Raw genomic sequence first — 16,455 nt, 5'->3', positions numbered from 1 at the left:
GGGGAGAGACTCCATCGGGGCTGCGCGGAGGTTGGACCGCCCTCGCGATTTGCAACGTCTTATCCCATCTGCCGCGCCGGGCGCATCTCGTCTCGCTCCCGAAAGCGTGGGAGACAGCCGCATGCATATCCTCCCCATTTTGCGCCGCCTGCGTCCCTTGCTGTTTCTGCCGCTGCTGGCGTTGGCCGGCTGTGGCAGCAATTGGGGCTGGCATGTGGTGGACCCCACCGATGCGCGTGGCCGGGCCAATCTCGGTTTCATGGTGGAGGGGCTGTGGGCGACCGTTTCCCTCTCGCTCGCCGCCATCATCCTGTCCCTGCTGATCGGAACCGGAATTGCCCTGCTGGGCTTCTCCCGCCTGCGCCCGCTGCGCCTGGTCAACCGGGTCTGGGTCGAGCTGTTCCGCGCGGTGCCGATCCTGGTCCTGATCCTGTGGGTCTTCTATGGGCTGCCGGTGGTGCTGGGCATCCGGCTGGATGTGTTCGCCGCGGCCCTGATCGCCATCGCGCTGTGCGACTCGGCCTTCGAGGCGGAGATTCTGCGCGGCGGCATCCAAAGCATCGAACAAGGCCAGCGGGAGGGTGCGGCCGCGCTGGGCCTGTCGCGCTGGCAGGTCATGCGCCTGGTGGTGCTGCCACAGGCGATCCGCCGCATCCTGCCGCCAGTCGCCAACCAATTCGTCTATGTGGTGAAGATGAGCAGCCTGGCGAGCGTCATCGGCTACCAGGACCTGACGCGCCGCGCCAATGAGCTTGTCGTCTCGGTGTTCCGGCCGCTCGAGATCTACAGCATCCTGATCCTGGAATACCTGGTGCTGATCCTGCTGATCTCGGCCGGCGCTCGTTGGCTGGAACGGCGGCTGGGCGCGGACCAGACGCGACGCCGGGACGGTTAGAGGCGGGAACGGTTGACGCGCCACGGCCGTGCAGCCAGCGTCGCGGGATGACACACCCTTCCTTGTCGACCGATGAGGCGGCCATCCACGCCGCCACGCTGACCCTCGACACCCATGTCGATGTGCCCTGGCCAGCCACCCCCGACCCGGCAACGCCAACGGCGCGGCGCGTGGATTATCCGAAGATGCAGGCGGGTGGCCTGAAGGGCGTGGTCTTCATCGCCTATGTGCCGCAGGGGCCACTGACCGCGGCGGGTCATGACGCCGCAGGCGCGCGGGCCGAGGCCATGCTGCGGGCGATCGCCGCCACCGCCGGCGAGACGCCGATGCGGCGGCGCCTGTGCACCACGCCGGACGAGTTGGAAGCTTGTGCCGCGGATGGCGCCCTGGCCATCCTGCTCGGCGTCGAGAATGGCTACGCGATGGGCGAGGATCTGTCGCGCCTGGCGCTGTGGCGCAAGCTTGGCGCCATCTACCTGACCGTCACCCATGATGGCCACAACGCCCTGTCCGATGCAGCCCGGCCGCGTGCCGATCTGGGCGATGCGCCGACCCGCCATGGCGGCCTTTCGGCGCTCGGCCGGACCGCGATCGCGGAGATGAACCGCGTGGGTCTGATCGTCGACGTCTCCCATGTCGCGCGCAGCGCCATGATGCAGGCGGCCGAGTTGTCGCGCACCCCGGTGGTCGCCACCCATGCCTGCTGCCGCGCCCTGCGCGACCATCCACGCAACCTGGATGACGCGCAGATGGATGCGCTGCGGGATGTCGGCGGGCTGTTGCAGATCACCGCCGTGCCCAGCTTCCTGAAGGCACCGGACGCGGATGGCACCGCCCGCGCCAGCGTGGCCGATTATGCGGACCACTTGGACTACGCGGTGCGCCGCATCGGCATCGACCATGTCGGCCTGTCCTCCGACTTCGATGGCGGCGGCGGCGTGCAGGGGTGGCAGGATGCGTCGATGACCGGCGCCGTCAGCGCCGAACTGCTGCGCCGCGGCTATGGGGCCCGCGAACTGGGACTGCTGTGGTCGGGCAATTTCCTGCGCGTCTGGCGCGCGACCCTGCGGGCCGCGCGCTGAACGGCGGGTTCAGGCGGCGCGCTGCGCCGCCTGGATCGCCTGCCACACCCGCTCTGGCGTTGCCGGCATGTCGATGTGGCGGATGCCGTAGGTGGAGAGCGCATCCACCAGGGCATTCATCACCGCCGGCAGCGACCCAGCGCAGCCGGCCTCGCCGCAGCCCTTGGCGCCGAGCGGATTCGTCTTGGCCGGAACGGGGTGGCTGATGAAGTCGATGGCCGGCATGTCCCCTGCCCGCGGTAGTGCGTAGTCCAGGTAGCTGCCGGTCTGCATCTGGCCATCCTCGCCGAAGGCCACGCTTTCCAGCAGCGCCTGGCCGATGCCCTGGGCGATGCCGCCATGCGCCTGACCGGCGACCAGCATCGGGTTCACGATGACGCCGAAATCATTCACCGACAGGTAGCGAACTATGCTGACGATCCCGGTCTCGGGGTCGATCTCGACCTCCGCCACGTGGCAGCCATTGGGGTAGGACTGCGGCGCCTGGTCGAAGACATGCGTCACGTCGAGGGTCGCCGGAACCCCCTCCGGCACCGAGGGTGCCTGCCGCAGCCGCGCCGCCAGATCCATGATGCCGATGCCGCGGTCGGTGCCCGCGATCAGGAAACGGCCCTCGCCATCCGTGGGATGCGCCTCGAACTCGATATCCGCGACCGCCGCCTCCAGCGCCCAGGCCGCGGCCGCGCGGCCCTTCTCAACTACCAGCTCCGATGCCTCGACGATCGCGGCGCCGGAGGCCATCAGGGATTTCGACCCGCCGGTGCCGCCACCGGCCACCAGCTCATCCGAATCGCCCTGCAACAGGCGGATCTGGTGGAACGGGATCCCGATGGATTGGTGCAGCACCTGGGCGAAGGCGCTCCAATGGCCCTGGCCGTAGTCCAGCGTGCCGGTGATGATGGTGACAGTGCCGTCCTTCTCGAAGCGGATGCCGCCCTGTTCCTTGGTCGGCGGCGCCGTGCACTCCAGGAAATTGCCGATGCCGAGGCCACGCAGCAGGCCCTTCGCCGCGCTTGCTTGCTTGCGCGCCGCGAAGCCGGGCAGGTCGGCGGCCTCGAGCGTCCGGTCCAGCAGGGCCGTGAAATCGCCGCCGTCATAGGTGCTGCCGCTGGCGGCGGCGTAGGGCATTTCCTCCGGACGAATATGGTTGCGGCGGCGCAGCTCGATGGCGCTCAGGCCCATTTCCTGGGCCGCGGCCTCGATCAGCCGCTCCATGAAGTAGTTGCCCTCCGGCCGGCCGGCGCCGCGATAGGCCGAGACGGGGGTGGTGTTGGTTAGCAGGCTGCGCGTGACCACCTCGATCTGCGGCGTGCGATAGTTGGACTGCACGTTCTTCCAGAAATTCGCTGTGCCCATCAGCGGCGAGACGGTGGACAGGTAGGCGCCCATATTGGCGAAGGAGGTCAGACGCACGGCCAAAAACCGGCCTTCGGCATCCAGGGCAAGCTCCGCCTCTACCTCATGGTCGCGGCCGTGCTGGTCGGACAGGAAGCTGCTGGTCCGCTCATCCGTCCACTTCACCGGCCGGCCGAGTTCCTTCGCGGCATGCAGCAGGCAGATGTATTCGGGATAGGCATTCGCCTTCATGCCGAAGCTGCCGCCGACATGGCCGGTCAGCACGCGCACCTGCTGCACCGGCACCTTCAGCACGTCATTGGCCATCTGCGCCCGCAGCCCAAAGACGCCCTGGCAGCCGACGCGCAGCACGTAGCGCCCATCCTCGAAGGACCCGATGGCGCTGCGCGGTTCCATGGCGCAGACTACGATGCGGTTGTTCCTGATGGCCAGGCGCGTGACATGCGCTGCCCCTGCGAAGGCCGCGGCCACCTTGGTGCTGTCGCCCTGCTGGAAATCCAGCACCAGGTTGCCGGGGATGTCGTCGTAAAGCTGCGGCGCGCTGGCCTCGGCCGCGGCGGAGGCCTGGGTGACGGCCGGCAGCATGTCGATGTCGAGCTCGACCATCTCCGCCGCGTCCTTCGCCTCCGAACGGGTCTCGGCGACGACGAAGGCCACCGGGTCGCCGACGAAGCGCACCTTGTCGGTGGCCAGGGCATGCCGATAGGTGGTGCGGATGGCGGACCCGTCGCGGTTCTTCAGCGGCATGGCGCATTTCATCGGCCCGTAGCCAGCGGCCACCAGATCGGCGCCGGTCCAGACGCCGAGCACCCCCGGCATGGCGCGCGCCGCCTCCGTCCCGATGCCGCGGATCACGCCATGGGCGTAGGCGCTGCGGACCATCGCGCACCAGATCTGGCCCGGCAGCGCGATATCATCCGTGTATTGGCCCCGGCCGGTCAGCAGGATCGGGTCTTCGGCGCGCGGCACGGACTGCCCGATTCCGAACTTCAGGCGCGTCGCATCGAGCATGTTGGTGTCGGGCATCGGGTCCTCGCGGCAGGTACGGAGTGGAATTGGGTGGGGGAACCACCCTGGAAAGGGTTCAGCCCTGCGGCTGGCTGGCCACCGCGACGAATCGTCCGTCCATCTGCCGGAGCCAAGCCGCATAATCGGCATAGGCGCCCTCCGGCGCAAATCGGGGCGCCCAGCCGAGGCTGCGGGCGCGGTCGATGGCCATCAATCCGCGTGACCGGGTTTCGTTGAAGGGGATGTTCGGCGACTCCCCATCAACCGCGTGGCGCCAGGTGAAGCCCGGCATTTCCGCGGCCAGACCATCGCAGCAAGCCGCCACATGCGGCGACCAATCCTGTGCGGAGGCGATGTTGAAGACGCGGCCGGGCGGGTCTGTGCAATCCAGCAGGGCGAGCAGCCCCGCCACCAGATCCTTCACATAGACCCAGTCATAGCGCGGCAACGGCGCCGGCGGCAGGATGGCGACCCCGCCCCGCAAGGCGGCCTGGAAGATCGCCAGATGCGGGCTGAGCGTGTCCCGCAGCCCGGTATCACGCTCCCACGGCCCGTAGGTCGCGCCGATCCGCGCCGCCACCGCATCCAGCCCCCACAGCCCGGCCAGCCGCAGCCCGGCACGTTCCACCGCGTATTTCGTCACGCCATACAGGCTGATCGGCATGCAGGGCGTCGTCACCTCGTCCAGCCAGTCATGGTCATAGGCCGAGTCGCCATAGACGGCGGAGGATGCGGGCAGCACCACGCGCCGCACCGTGCCGGCATCCCGCGCCCCGGCCAGGGTGGCGATGACGCCATGCAGATTCACATCCAGCACCAGGCCGGGCGAAGCCGCTTCCCGCGCCGGGCCGGCGGTGATGGCGGCGAAGGGAAAAACCCGGTCGATGCGGTGGCTGACGAAAACCGCGGCCAGGGCTGCGGCATCGCGCACATCGCCCGTCACGACCTCCAGCCGCCCCGGCAGGCTGGCGAAGACCTCGCCCGCCGGGGCCGGCAGCGCGGCTTCCTGGCCAAAGACAACCACCTGCTCACCACGCGCCAGCAGCGCTTCCACGAGGTTCAGGCCGACGAAGCCGGCCCCTCCGGTGACAAGAATGGCGGACATGAGGCGACTCCTTTGCAGCCGCCCCCTGGATATCCCGGGCCTCACGCCGCAGAAAGCCGTCCATGACCGAAGCAAGCCGCGCCACACCTGCCCCCGCCGGGCAGGCCATCGTCATTGGCGCCGGGCCGGCCGGGTTGATGGCGGCCGAGCGGCTGGCCAGCGCCGGGCTTGCCGTGACGATCCACGACCACATGCCCTCGGTTGGCCGGAAATTCCTGATGGCGGGGCGTGGTGGCCTGAACCTGACGCATTCCGAGGAATTGGAGCGCTTCCTCACCCACTACCGCCCCGCGGCTCCGCCCCTGCTGGAGGCCATCCGCGCCTTTCCGCCAACCGCGCTGATCGCCTGGTGCGAGAGCCTCGGGATCGCGACCTTCCGCGGCAGCAGCGGCCGCGTTTTTCCTGAGGGCCTCAAGGCCTCGCCGCTGCTGCGCGCCTGGCTCGCGCGCCTGGCGGCGCTGGGGGTGCGCCTGGTGCTGCGCAGCCGCTGGGAAGGGTGGGCGCCGGACGGTGCGCCCCGCTTCGCACCCGCCGCGGCAGACGCGCCCGGTGCCGTCCGGCCCGTCGCCACCGTGCTGGCCCTGGGGGGTGCCTCCTGGCCACGGCTCGGCTCCGATGGCGCCTGGCCGGCGCATCTGCCGGGCCTTGCGGTGGCGCCTTGGGCGCCGAGCAACATGGGCTTCACGGTGGATTGGTCCGCACATTTCCGCAGCCGCCACCAGGGCGCGCCGCTGAAGCGCATCGCCATCGGGTTCGGCGGCACCACGGTGCGGGGCGAGGCGCTGGTCACGGCGACGGGCCTTGAGGGCGGCGCGCTCTACGCCCTCTCCGCCGTGCTGCGCGAGGCGATCGCAGTGCATGGCGTGGCCGGCATCACACTGGACCTGCGCCCCGACCTCACGGAAGGCGAGGTCACGACGCGCCTGGCCGCGCGTCCGCGTGCCGAGTCGCTCTCGAACGGGCTGCGAAAAGCCCTGGCCATGCAGCCCGCCGCCATCGGGCTGGTGCAGGAGGCCCTGCGGATGGGCGCCGCGACCCCGGCGCAGTTGGTGAAGCGCCTGCCGATCCGGCTGACCGGAACCGCCGCGCTCGACCGCGCCATTTCCTCGGCCGGCGGCCTTGCCTGGTCGGAGCTGGATGCGCGCTTCATGCTAAAAGCCCGCCCCGGCGTCTTCGCCTGCGGCGAAATGCTGGATTGGGAAGCTCCGACCGGCGGCTACCTGCTGCAGGGCTGCTTCAGCACCGGACTGGCGGCCGCGGAGGGCGCCCTCGCCTGGCTTGCGGAGCAGCGCACCTGACCCGCGGGCGACATTCCGGCCGCGCCAGGGCAGCCTCGCCATGAATGCACGCGAGATCGAGATCTTCTGCGAGATCATGCGAAGCCATTCCCTCAGCCTCGCGGCCAAGGCGCTCGGGGTCTCGCAGCCCGCCTTGTCGCAGGCGCTGCGGCATTGCGAGGACCGCATCGGCTTCGCCCTGTTCCGCCGCCATGCCGGCCGCCTGACACCCACGGCGGAAGCCACGGCGCTTTGGCCGGAGGCCGAGCGGCTGTTCCATGAGTTGCACAGCTTCCGCAGCCTGACCCGCGACCTCGGCGGCAGGCAGGGCGGCCTGTTGCGGCTTGGCACCACCTCCTCGCTCGGTGTGTCGCTGGTGCCGAAAGCGGTGGCGCAGCTCCGGCAGGAATGGCCCCTGGCGCGGATCTCGGTGAATTTGATGCCGGTGCGGGAGCTGGGGGAGGCGCTGTTGGCGCGCCGGCTGGATGTTGGCTTGGCGCTGACATCGGTCGAGGTGCCGGGGCTGGACCATGCGCAGCTCGGCCGCGTGTCCTGCATCGTGCTGCTGCCGGCGGATCACCCACTGGCCGCGCAGACAACGCTGGGTCCGGCGCAACTCGCCGGGCTGCCCGAGATCGGCTTCGGCGGCTGGCAGGATTTCGGCCGCAGCCTGGATCTTGCCTTCGGCGCCCAGGGCGTCGAGCGCCGCATCGCGGTGGAGATCGGCAACACCGTGAGTGCGGCGGCCATGGTGCGAGAGGGGATCGGCTTCGCCATCGTCGATGGCTTCGCCCGCTTCGTGCTGCCGCCCGGCGTCGTGGCGCGGCCCTTCCTGCCCCTGGTGGAGCGCGAGGTGGTGCTGCTGCGCAGCCGCATGCTCGGCAATCCGGAAATGGTGGATCGGCTGGCGGAGATCATGCGGGTGCTTTGCCGGGCGGATGAACCGCCCGGCTGAGGCAGGAGGCTTAGTCCAGGCGGGCGCCGCTGGCGCGGACGATGGGCAGCCAGTAGCGAATTTCCTCCTGCAGGAATTCGGCGAAGCGAGCCGGCGTGTAGCCCGGCATTGGCGGCAGGCCGAGATCGGTCTCCAGCCGCCGCGCCACGGTCGGGTCGGTCAGCGAGGTCTCCACCGCCGCCGCCAGGCGCTCGACGATCGGCATCGGCGTATTGGCGGGCGCGAACAGACCGAACCAGGAATAGGCCCGGTAGCCCGGCAGCCCCGCCTCCGCGCTGGTCGGCACGTCCGGCAGCAGGGAGGAGCGTTCCTGCGTCGCCATCACCAGCGCGCGGATGCTGCCGGCGTCATGGTGCGGCTTGATCAGCCCAGGGACATCCGCGGTGAAATGCACCACCCCCGCCAGCAGATCGTTGAACACCGGGCCGCTGCCGCGATAGGGCACATGCAGCGCCTGCGTGCCGGTCTGCTGCAGGAACGCCACGGCGGAAATGTGGCCGGAGGCGCCATTGCCGGCGCTGCCATACTGGTAGCGATCCGGGTTGGCCTTCAGCAGCGCGATGAATTCCTGCAGCGTGTTGACACCCAGGCTGGCCTGCACGGCGATGCCGATCGGCGCCATCACGACGGGCGCCACCGGCACGAAATCCTTCACCGGATCATAGGGCAGCCGGCTGTAGAGGCCCTGCGCCAGCACCAGGTTGGAGACGGAGGCCATGACGACCGTGTACCCATCCGGCGTCGCCTTTGCGACATAGTCGGCTCCAGTGGTGCCGCCGGCGCCCGGCCGGTTCTCGACCAGGACCGGCTGGCCGAGAACCTCGGTCAGCTTCTGCGCCAGGATGCGGGCGCTGCCATCAGTCGCGCCGCCGGCGGCGAAGGGCACCACGATGCGCACCGGGCGGTTGGGCCAGGCCGACTGTGCGGCAGCGGTGCGGGAGATGGCCGGCAGGGCGAGCGCGGCGGCAAGCACGCCGCGGCGCGAGGGCAGGATGAAGCGGGTCATGGTCAGGTCTCTCCGTTCTTGGTGGGCCGTGTGCGGCGGGTCGGCAGGCTCATGCCTGCTTCTATCGACTGGACTTCCCGCGTCAGCAGGCTCAGCCAGGCCTGCCGGTTGGCGGGGGCCAGGCGCGCGGTGATGAAATTGATGGCAATCGCCGCCGTCACGTCGCGCCCGGCCGGGCGGATCGGCATGGCGATCACCGACAGCCCCTGGATCAGAGACCCGTTGGCCAGCATGAAGCCCTGTTCCCGGATGCCGGACAGGCTGGTGCGCACCGCCTCCGCCGTGGTGCCGTATTCGCCGTAGCGGGTGGCATTGGCAGCCAGGATCGCATCCACCTCCGCCTCCGGCTGGCAGGCCAGGATGGCCAGGCTGCCGGAGCCGATGCCGAGCGGCAGCAGGCCGCCGATGCCCTGGGTCAGGCTCTCGATGACGTAGCTGCCTTCCTGCCGGTCCACGACCACAGCGTTCAGGCCGCTGCGGACGATGAGGAAGGTGGTCTCCTGCGTCTCCGCCGAGATTCGCAGCAAAGCCGGCCGGCAAAGGCGCCGCAGCCCGCTGCCATCCGCAGCACGTCCGGCGAGCGCGATGAGCCTGGTGCCGAGCCGGTGGCGCCGCGTCGCGTCCTCCCGATCCACCCAGCCATGCAGTTCCAGCGCCGCCAGCAGCCGGTGGACGGTGGAGGCCGAAAGGCCGAGGCCGGTGGCCAGCCGAGAAAGCTGCTCGCCACCCTCACCCGCCTCGCCCAGCCGCTCCAGCAGCCGCACGACACGGTCCAGCACCTGGATGCCGGAGGTGGCGGCGGTCCCATCGGGCGGGGTGGGGTGGTCCAATGCGGCATCCCAGAGCAAGGTTCTGCCGCTATAATTCCACATGATGGAAAAGAGAAGCTTTTCTTTCCGTCTAGCAGAACCTACCGTCCGGACGCTGGTGCGACGGGAGGAGGCCTTGCGGTTGGTGCGACTGGTCGATCAGGACCGCCCCGAAATCGGCTTCGCCTTCGAGGATCGCGCCATGACCGCGCGCCAGGGCGACACGCTGCTCACCGCCATCCTCGCCGGCGACGGAGACTTCCTGCGGGAGAGCGAATTCGGCGATGGTCCACGCGCGGGCTTCTGCTTGATGGGCGCCTGCCAGGATTGCCGCGTGGTGGTGGAGGGGACCGGCCGCGTGCGCGCCTGCACCACGCTGCTGCAGCCCGGCATGCGGCTGCGCCGGACATGAGGGTCGCCGTGGTCGGTGCCGGCCCTGCCGGCGTGCGCGCAGTGGAACAACTGCTCCGGGCGGGTCTGCGCCCGGTTTGGATCGATGAGGCGCCTGATGGCGGCGGTCGCATCTACCAGCGCCCGCCACCCGGCTTCATCCGCACCCCAAAGGCACTGTATGGGTGGGAGGGCGCGCGCGCCGCCGCCCTGCATGCGACGCTGGACGCGCTGAAGCCGCAGGTGGACTGGCGGCCCGAGACGCTGGTCTGGAACGTCCAGGCGGGGCGGCTCGACACCGCGAAGGATGGTGCGGTGGAGGAGATCGGCTTCGACGCTGCTCTGCTCTGCACCGGCGCGATGGACCGTGTGATTCCCCTGCCCGGCTGGACCCTGCCCGGTGTCACCGCCATGGGCGCGGCGCAGATCGCGCTGAAGGCGCAGGGCTGCGCCATCGGCCGCCGCGTTGCCTTCGTCCGCAGCGGGCCACTGCTGTGGCTCGTCGCCTACCAGTACATGAAGTCCGGCGCGGGCGTGGCCGCGGTGATCGACACGACGTCCTGGCGCACCAAGCTGCACGCGCTGGCCGGGCTGCGCGACGGCGCGGCGACCCTGGCCAAGGGCGCCTGGTATCTCGCCCGCCTGCGCGCCGCCGGCATTCTGGTTCGCGAAGGCGCGACGCCGGTGGCGATCGAGGGCACGAATGGCGTCACCGGCCTGCGCTGGCAAGATGCGGCCGGCACTGAGCACCACCTGGATTGCGATGCGGTTGCGCTCGGCTGGGGTGTGCGGCCGGAGACGCAGCTTGCCGATCTCGCGGGCGTGGCGATGCGCTTCGACGCGCTGTCGCATCTCTGGGTGCCGCGGCGCGACGCCGCGGGGCGCACCGCGGTGCCGGGCCTCTACCTGGCCGGTGATGGTGCGGGCATCGGCGGTGCCGATGTGGCGGAACTGGGCGGCGCGCGCGCAGCGCTCGCCTTGCTGGAGGATGCGGGGATGCCGTGCGACACCACGCTGGCCCATCAACTGGACCGCCGCCTGCGCGGCCAGGGGCGGTTCCGTGCCGCACTCGACCGCGCCTTCCCGTTCCCCGCCCGCCTCGCCGCCACCATGCCCGACGACACGATCCTCTGCCGCTGCGAGGCAGTGCGCGCGGGCGAGCTGCGCCAGGCAGCGCGCGCCGGCGCAGCGACCGGTGGGGCGCCGGAGGTGAATCGCGCCAAGGCCTTCACCCGCATCGGCATGGGCCGGTGCCAGGGCCGCATCTGCGGCGCCGCGGCGGCGGAGGTGCTGGCGGATGCCCTGGGATGCCGCGTGACGGAGGTCGGCCGCCTGCGCGGCCAGGCGCCGGTGAAGCCGCTGCCGATGCCCGCGCCATGAGCCGCATCGTGGAGACCGAGGTTCTCGTCATCGGCGGCGGCGGCGCCGGCTGTTCCGCGGCGCTGCATCTCGCGCTGCGTGGAGCCAAGGTGGTGCTGCTGGAACGCGGCCTGGTCGGCTCCCAGGCCTCCGGCGCCAATTACGGCGGTGTGCGCCAGCAGGGCCGCCACCCGGCAGAGTTGCCGATCGCCCGCCGGTCCCATGCCATCTGGCAGGACCTGCCGAGGCTGCTGGGCACGGATTGCGAATTCGTCGCCACCGGCCATTTGAAGCTGGCTCGCAGCGCGGCGGATGAGGCCGATCTCGTCGCCTATCTCGACGTAGCGCGGGATTACCAGCTTTCGGTGAGCTTCCTGAACCAGGCGGCGGTGCATCGCGACTATCCCTGGCTGGGGCCTTCCGTCGTGGCGGCGTCGTTCGCGCCGGAGGATGGCTCGGCCAATCCGCGCCTGCTCTCCCCGGCGCTTGCCCAGGCCGCCCGCGTGGCGGGTGCGACCATCCGCGAGCAGGTCCGCGTCACCGCCTGTCGCAAGGATGGCACGCAGTTCATCGTGGAGGCCGGCGAGGAGATCTTTCGCGCCGACAGGCTGGTGAACACCGCCGGCTTCTGGGGCGGCCAGGTGGCCGAATGGTTCGGCGAGCCCGTACCGGTGAAGCCACATACGCCGAACATGGGCGTGACCGAGCCGATCCCCTACTTCATCCGCCCAAATATCGGCGTGGCCGGCGGCGGCATCTATCTGCGCCAGATCCCGCGCGGCAACGTCATCTTCGGCGGCGGCCGCGGCACTGGTGATCCTGCCGTGCCCTTCTCCCGCGCGACGCCGGAGGCAACGCTGGCGGCGATGCGCAAGGCGGTGGAGATCGTGCCGTCGCTCGCCGGCGTTTCCGTCATCCGAAGCTGGAGCGGCATTGATGGTATGATGCCGGATGCCATTCCCGTGGTCGGCCCCAGCAGCACCACGCCCGGGCTGTTCCACGCCTTCGGCTTTTCCGGCCACGGCTTCCAGCTTGGCCCGGCGATCGGCGCCATCCTCAGTGAGCTGGCGCTGGATGGGCGGACCGATGTGCCGCTGGAGGGGCTTTCGATCCGGCGATTCCAGCCCGCCCTATAAGCCATGCTTATGCGCGACGGCGAAATCACCGGCTGGCTCGCGCGCCATCCATGGCCGATCCTTCGCGCGACGTGATGGAAAGGCAGAAGATGGCTTGGCGCATCGGCGTGGATATTGGTGGCACCTTCGCGGATTTCGTCGCGCTGGAGACCAGCACCGGGCGGCTCGAGACCCTGAAGGTGCTGACCACGCCATCCGAGCCCGGACAGGATGTCGCCACAGGCCTGCGCCGGCTCGCGGCGGATGGGCTGGTGCCGGCGGAGGTCGAGCGCTTCGTGCACGGCACGACGGTCGGCGTGAACACCATCATCCAGCGCCGCGGCGCCAGGCTCGCGCTGTTCACCACCGCCGGCTTCACGGATATGCTGGAGCTGGCGCGGCTGCGCATGCCGGACCCCTACAGCCTGTTCTGCGAGCGCCCCGCGCCGCTGGTGCCGCGCGAATCCGTCTTCGGCATTACCGAACGCATGAATGCCGAAGGCCGCACGGTGACGGCGCCCGACCGCGCCAGCGTTGCCGCCGCGCTGGAGGCCGCGTTGGCGCAGGGCTGCGAGGGTATCGTCGTCTCCTTCCTACATGCCTGGCGCAACGCCGCGCATGAGGAGGCGGTCGCTGCGATGATCGGCGAGATCGCGCCACAGCTCTTCATCTTCCGTGGCAGCGAGGTGTGGCCGGCGATCCGCGAATACGAGCGCACCACCACCTCCGTGCTCAACGCCTATGTGCATCCGCGCATCGCGGGGTATCTGGAGCGCGTGCAGGGCCAGCTGACCGCCGCCGGCATCGCCGCGCCGCTGTTGCTGACCACCTCCGCCGGCGGCACCATGACGGCGCAGCGCGGGCGGCGGGATTGCGTCGGCATGCTGCTGTCAGGAACTGCGTCGGGCGTCGTCGGCGCGGGCGTCGTGGCGCGCGCCGCAGGGGAGCGGCTGGTGCTGACGCTGGATATCGGCGGCACCAGCGCGGATGTCGCGCTTCTGGCGGATGGCGCGCCATCTTTCGGCAGCGGCCAGGCGATCGGCGAGTTCCCGCTGGCCATCCCGACCGTCGCGGTGATTTCCTCGGGCCAGGGTGGCGGTTCCATCGCGCGGGTCGATGCGCAGGGCGTGTTGCAGGTCGGACCTGAGAGCGCCGGTTCCAGCCCCGGCCCGGCCTGCTTCGGGCGCGGCGGCGGCCATTTTACGGTGACGGACGCGGCGCTGGTCTGTGGCATCCTTGGCCAAGGGCAACTCGGCTTCGGCGCCATCGCGCCGGATCGCGTCCTGGCGGAAGCCGCGGCGCGGCCGATCGCCGAGCGCCTCGGGCTCGATGTGCCGGCAGTGGCGGAAGGCGTGCTGCGGGTGGCCATCAGCGGCATGCTGGTAGAGATCGACAAGCTGCTGGCGCGCGCCGGCGCGCATGCCAGCGAGCTCACGCTGATGCCCTTCGGCGGCGCCGGGCCGATGCTGGGCGCGCTGCTGGCAGAAGCCGCGGGCATCGGCCGCGTGCTGGTGCCAGCGGTGCCAGGCACGCTCTGCGCGCTCGGCGCGCTGGCTGCCGATCTGCGCCGAGACACCATGCGTAGCCTGCTGCTGCCACTGGCCGAACCGGCGCTGCCGGTGTTGCACGAGACCTTCGATGCGCTGGCCAATGAGGCGCGCGCGACTCTGGTGGAGATGGGCGGCAGCGGCGAATCAGAAATCAGCCTCGGCGCCGATCTGCGCTACCAGGGCCAGTCCTTCGAGGTGCCGGTGCCGCTGCCGACGACGTGGCGCGAGCATGGCACCGCCGCCGACCTCGCCGCGCTGTTCCACGCGGCGCACAAGGACGCTTTCGGCCATTGCGACCCGGAGGCGCCGGTGGAGGTGGTGGGGCTGCGCGCCGCCGCGCTGCGCCGCGCGCCGCCCCTGCCCGTCCGAGCCGACCCCGTGGTGGCGGGCGAGGCCGTGCCCGAATCCACTATCTCGCTGCGCCTCGCCGGCGCCTGGCACGATGCGGGGCTTTACCGGCGAGAGGCATTGGGCGCCGGCGCGCGGCTGAGCGGCCCGGCCGTGGTCACACAATCCGATTGCACCGTGCTCGTGCCCGCCGGATGGCAGGTGCGCGCCGATGCGCAGGGCAACCTCGTGATGGAGACGATCTGATGCGTACGGACCCCATTACGCTGCAGGTTCTGCGCAACCATTGCCGCGCGGCCGCCGAGAGCATGGCCACCACGCTGTACCGCACTGCGCATTCGACCTTCGTCAAGGAGACGGAGGATTTCACCGTCCAGTTCCTCGACGCCCACGGCAAGACCTGCGCCGTGCCGCTGGATCTTGGCGCCACATGGTATCCGGGTGTGGATTATGAGGCGGCAATCGGGATGGTGCCCGGTGGCTATGCGCCCGGCGACATCGCCATGACCAACGACCCCTATTCAGGCTACCTCGCGACGCATTCGCCGGACACGAACATGTGGAAGCCGGTGTTCCATGAAGGTCGCATCATCGCCTTCGCCGGCGGGCATATCCACAATGTCGATGTCGGCGGCGCCGTGCCGGCCAGCCTGTCCCGCACGCTGACGGAGGTGCATCAGGAAGGCATCCGCGTGCCGCCCTCCAAGCTGTATCAGGAAGGCGTGCTGGACGAGAAACTGCTGCGCGTCATCCTCGCCAATGTGCGCGTACCCGACCAGAACTGGGGTGACCTGAAGGCGCTCATCGCAGCGGTGAACACCGGCGAGCGCCGCATCCTGGACCTGGTGCGTCGCTTCGGGCTGGAGACGCTAGTCGATGGTATGGCGGATCTGCTGGACTACGGGGAAGCGCAAGCGCGCGCCGTACTGGCCGGGCTGCCGGATGGCGACTACGCCTTTGCCGATTACTGCGACGAGGATGGGCCGGATGGCGACCCGCTGCGGTTGAAGCTGACGCTGCGCATCATGGGCGATTCCGCCGTGATGGATTTCACCGGCACCGACCCGCAGACCTTGTCATCCATGAACGTGCCGACCGGCGGCCATGCGCGGCATTCGCTGGTTATGGTCGGCGTCTACTACGTCCTGTCCGCGCTCAGCCCGAAGATCCTGCTGAACTTCGGCACGACGCGGCCCTTCACCTGTATCCTGCCGGAGGGTAGCGTGGTGAACCCGCAGCATCCGGCCGCGGTGGGCATGCGCAGCCTGACCTGCGCGCGGCTGCGCAGCCTGGTCTTCGGGGCCTTCGTGCAGGCGGCACCGGAACGGCTGCCCGCGGCGCCGGCCGGATCCTCCTCCATCATCAATATCTCCGGCGAAAATCGCCGCACCGGGCGGCGTTCCATTGTGGCGGTGGCGCCGATTGTTGGTGGCGGCGGTGGCATGCCGCATCGCGACGGCACGGATGGCTCGGGCGCCGATGCCGCCTATCTCAAGAACAGCCCGATCGAGATCACCGAATCCGAGGCACCGGTGCGCGTGCTGCGTTACGGGCTGATGCCGGATAGCGCCGGTGCCGGCGCGCATCGCGGCGGCATGGCGACCGTGCTGGAATTCACCACCGATGCGCCGGATGCGGTGGTGACCGCGCGCAACCGCGACCGGTCCGTGTTCCAGCCCTGGGGCACGCTGGGCGGCCGGCCGGGCGCCGCCAGCACCTTCGCGCTGAACCCGGGCACGCCGGAGGAGCGCAACCTGGGCAATACCGATCTGTTCAATCTGCCACCGGGCGCAGTGGTGCGGATCGTCTCCCCGGGCGGCGGTGGACGCGGTGACCCCTGCACCCGTCCCGCCGACGCGGTGCTCGCCGATGTTCGGTCCGGGCGGCTGACGGTGGAGGCGGCGGCGCGCGACTACGGCGTGGTCATCCGCGCTGTGCGTGTGGATGAGCAGGCCACGGCCGACCTCCGCGCAACGCAGCCAGCCCGGGGCAGCCAGCGCTTCGATTTCGGCCCGGCGCGGCTTGCGCATGAGCGGGCCTGGACGGAACAGGCCTATCTCGCCCTGCATGAAAGCCTGGCAAAGCTGCCGGTAAGCTGGCGCGCTCGGGCAAAGAAATCCGTCTTTGCCGCGCTGCGCGCCAGCCCGGAAATGCCCCCCGCGGAGGCCATCGCGCGCCTGCTGGACTAAAGCGGATTGAT

At 70.2% G+C, this 16,455-nt stretch carries 13 protein-coding genes; 9 read left to right on the top strand and 4 right to left on the bottom strand.

The features are described 5' to 3' along the window. Nucleotides 1-121: 121 nt before the first annotated feature. Nucleotides 122-895 (top strand): amino acid ABC transporter permease, encoded by a 774-nt coding sequence (locus ACFHNC_RS20260; RefSeq protein ID WP_437171057.1) that lies wholly within the window; start codon nucleotides 122-124, stop codon nucleotides 893-895. Between the two features lie 47 nt (nucleotides 896-942). Beyond that, nucleotides 943-1,977 carry a dipeptidase gene (locus ACFHNC_RS20255; protein ID WP_437171056.1) on the top strand — a complete coding sequence of 345 codons (1,035 nt, stop codon included), beginning with the start codon at nucleotides 943-945 and terminating at the stop codon, nucleotides 1,975-1,977. Between the two features lie 9 nt (nucleotides 1,978-1,986). On the opposite strand, the gene ACFHNC_RS20250 is transcribed toward ACFHNC_RS20255, so the two are convergent. Both ACFHNC_RS20250 and ACFHNC_RS20245 read right to left on the bottom strand, forming a co-directional pair. Then, nucleotides 1,987-4,359 carry a xanthine dehydrogenase family protein molybdopterin-binding subunit gene (locus ACFHNC_RS20250; RefSeq protein ID WP_437171055.1) on the bottom strand — a complete coding sequence of 791 codons (2,373 nt, stop codon included), beginning with the start codon at nucleotides 4,357-4,359 and terminating at the stop codon, nucleotides 1,987-1,989. 58 nt (nucleotides 4,360-4,417) lie between these two features. Beyond that, a complete protein-coding gene (locus ACFHNC_RS20245; protein WP_437171054.1) occupies nucleotides 4,418-5,446 on the bottom strand; it encodes an NAD-dependent epimerase/dehydratase family protein in 1,029 nt (342 codons plus the stop codon). 62 nt (nucleotides 5,447-5,508) lie between these two features. Between ACFHNC_RS20245 and ACFHNC_RS20240 the strand changes: the two genes are divergently transcribed. Further along, nucleotides 5,509-6,744 (top strand): NAD(P)/FAD-dependent oxidoreductase, encoded by a 1,236-nt coding sequence (locus tag ACFHNC_RS20240; protein WP_437171053.1) that lies wholly within the window; start codon nucleotides 5,509-5,511, stop codon nucleotides 6,742-6,744. A 40-nt stretch (nucleotides 6,745-6,784) separates the two neighbouring features. Continuing rightward, entirely contained in the window at nucleotides 6,785-7,678 is an 894-nt protein-coding gene (locus ACFHNC_RS20235; protein ID WP_437171052.1) for a LysR family transcriptional regulator, read from the top strand. Nucleotides 7,679-7,688: 10 nt separating this feature from the next. On the opposite strand, the gene ACFHNC_RS20230 is transcribed toward ACFHNC_RS20235, so the two are convergent. Together ACFHNC_RS20230 and ACFHNC_RS20225 are read right to left on the bottom strand one after the other, a co-directional pair. Further along, complete coding sequence (locus tag ACFHNC_RS20230; RefSeq protein ID WP_437171051.1) at nucleotides 7,689-8,684, bottom strand: Bug family tripartite tricarboxylate transporter substrate binding protein; 996 nt, start codon at nucleotides 8,682-8,684, stop codon at nucleotides 7,689-7,691. Nucleotides 8,685-8,686: 2 nt separating this feature from the next. Next, the gene (locus tag ACFHNC_RS20225; protein ID WP_437171050.1) at nucleotides 8,687-9,514 is read right to left on the bottom strand and encodes an IclR family transcriptional regulator; all 828 of its coding nucleotides are present in this window, start codon (nucleotides 9,512-9,514) and stop codon (nucleotides 8,687-8,689) included. A 124-nt stretch (nucleotides 9,515-9,638) separates the two neighbouring features. Here ACFHNC_RS20225 and ACFHNC_RS20220 point away from each other — a divergent pair, with 124 nt between their 5' ends. The 5 genes from ACFHNC_RS20220 (at nucleotide 9,639) to ACFHNC_RS20200 (ending at nucleotide 16,444) form a co-directional block, all read left to right on the top strand. Next, nucleotides 9,639-9,905, top strand: a complete 267-nt coding sequence (locus ACFHNC_RS20220) for a (2Fe-2S)-binding protein (protein ID WP_437171049.1) — start codon at nucleotides 9,639-9,641, stop codon at nucleotides 9,903-9,905. Next, the gene (locus tag ACFHNC_RS20215) at nucleotides 9,902-11,263 is read left to right on the top strand and encodes an FAD-dependent oxidoreductase (RefSeq protein WP_437171048.1); all 1,362 of its coding nucleotides are present in this window, start codon (nucleotides 9,902-9,904) and stop codon (nucleotides 11,261-11,263) included. Before ACFHNC_RS20220 ends, ACFHNC_RS20215 begins: the two co-directional genes overlap by 4 nt. After that, the gene (locus ACFHNC_RS20210) at nucleotides 11,260-12,378 is read left to right on the top strand and encodes an NAD(P)/FAD-dependent oxidoreductase (protein ID WP_437171047.1); all 1,119 of its coding nucleotides are present in this window, start codon (nucleotides 11,260-11,262) and stop codon (nucleotides 12,376-12,378) included. The genes ACFHNC_RS20215 and ACFHNC_RS20210 overlap by 4 nt, the downstream gene beginning before the upstream one ends. Nucleotides 12,379-12,467: 89 nt before the next feature. Further along, a complete protein-coding gene (locus ACFHNC_RS20205; RefSeq protein ID WP_437171046.1) occupies nucleotides 12,468-14,501 on the top strand; it encodes a hydantoinase/oxoprolinase family protein in 2,034 nt (677 codons plus the stop codon). After that, nucleotides 14,501-16,444 carry a hydantoinase B/oxoprolinase family protein gene (locus ACFHNC_RS20200; RefSeq protein ID WP_437171045.1) on the top strand — a complete coding sequence of 648 codons (1,944 nt, stop codon included), beginning with the start codon at nucleotides 14,501-14,503 and terminating at the stop codon, nucleotides 16,442-16,444. The genes ACFHNC_RS20205 and ACFHNC_RS20200 overlap by 1 nt, the downstream gene beginning before the upstream one ends. Nucleotides 16,445-16,455 lie beyond the last annotated feature (11 nt).

This window comes from Falsiroseomonas sp. E2-1-a4 (assembly GCF_051433165.1).
In the GTDB taxonomy this organism is placed as follows: domain Bacteria; phylum Pseudomonadota; class Alphaproteobacteria; order Acetobacterales; family Acetobacteraceae; genus Falsiroseomonas.
This window is presented reverse-complemented; position numbering and strand designations above follow the sequence as displayed.

Bases quoted from the DNA above. Each gene is read 5' to 3' on its own strand.
- ACFHNC_RS20235 (WP_437171052.1), top strand. From the start codon at position 6,785: ATGAATGCACGCGAGATCGAGATCTTCTGCGAGATCATGCGAAGCCAT.
- ACFHNC_RS20255 (WP_437171056.1), top strand. From the start codon at position 943: ATGACACACCCTTCCTTGTCGACCGATGAGGCGGCCATCCACGCCGCC.
- ACFHNC_RS20205 (WP_437171046.1), top strand. From the start codon at position 12,468: ATGGCTTGGCGCATCGGCGTGGATATTGGTGGCACCTTCGCGGATTTC.
- ACFHNC_RS20200 (WP_437171045.1), top strand. From the start codon at position 14,501: ATGCGTACGGACCCCATTACGCTGCAGGTTCTGCGCAACCATTGCCGC.
- ACFHNC_RS20240 (WP_437171053.1), top strand. From the start codon at position 5,509: ATGACCGAAGCAAGCCGCGCCACACCTGCCCCCGCCGGGCAGGCCATC.
- ACFHNC_RS20215 (WP_437171048.1), top strand. From the start codon at position 9,902: ATGAGGGTCGCCGTGGTCGGTGCCGGCCCTGCCGGCGTGCGCGCAGTG.
- ACFHNC_RS20260 (WP_437171057.1), top strand. From the start codon at position 122: ATGCATATCCTCCCCATTTTGCGCCGCCTGCGTCCCTTGCTGTTTCTG.
- ACFHNC_RS20210 (WP_437171047.1), top strand. From the start codon at position 11,260: ATGAGCCGCATCGTGGAGACCGAGGTTCTCGTCATCGGCGGCGGCGGC.
- ACFHNC_RS20245 (WP_437171054.1), bottom strand. From the start codon at position 5,446: ATGTCCGCCATTCTTGTCACCGGAGGGGCCGGCTTCGTCGGCCTGAAC.
- ACFHNC_RS20250 (WP_437171055.1), bottom strand. From the start codon at position 4,359: ATGCCCGACACCAACATGCTCGATGCGACGCGCCTGAAGTTCGGAATC.
- ACFHNC_RS20230 (WP_437171051.1), bottom strand. From the start codon at position 8,684: ATGACCCGCTTCATCCTGCCCTCGCGCCGCGGCGTGCTTGCCGCCGCG.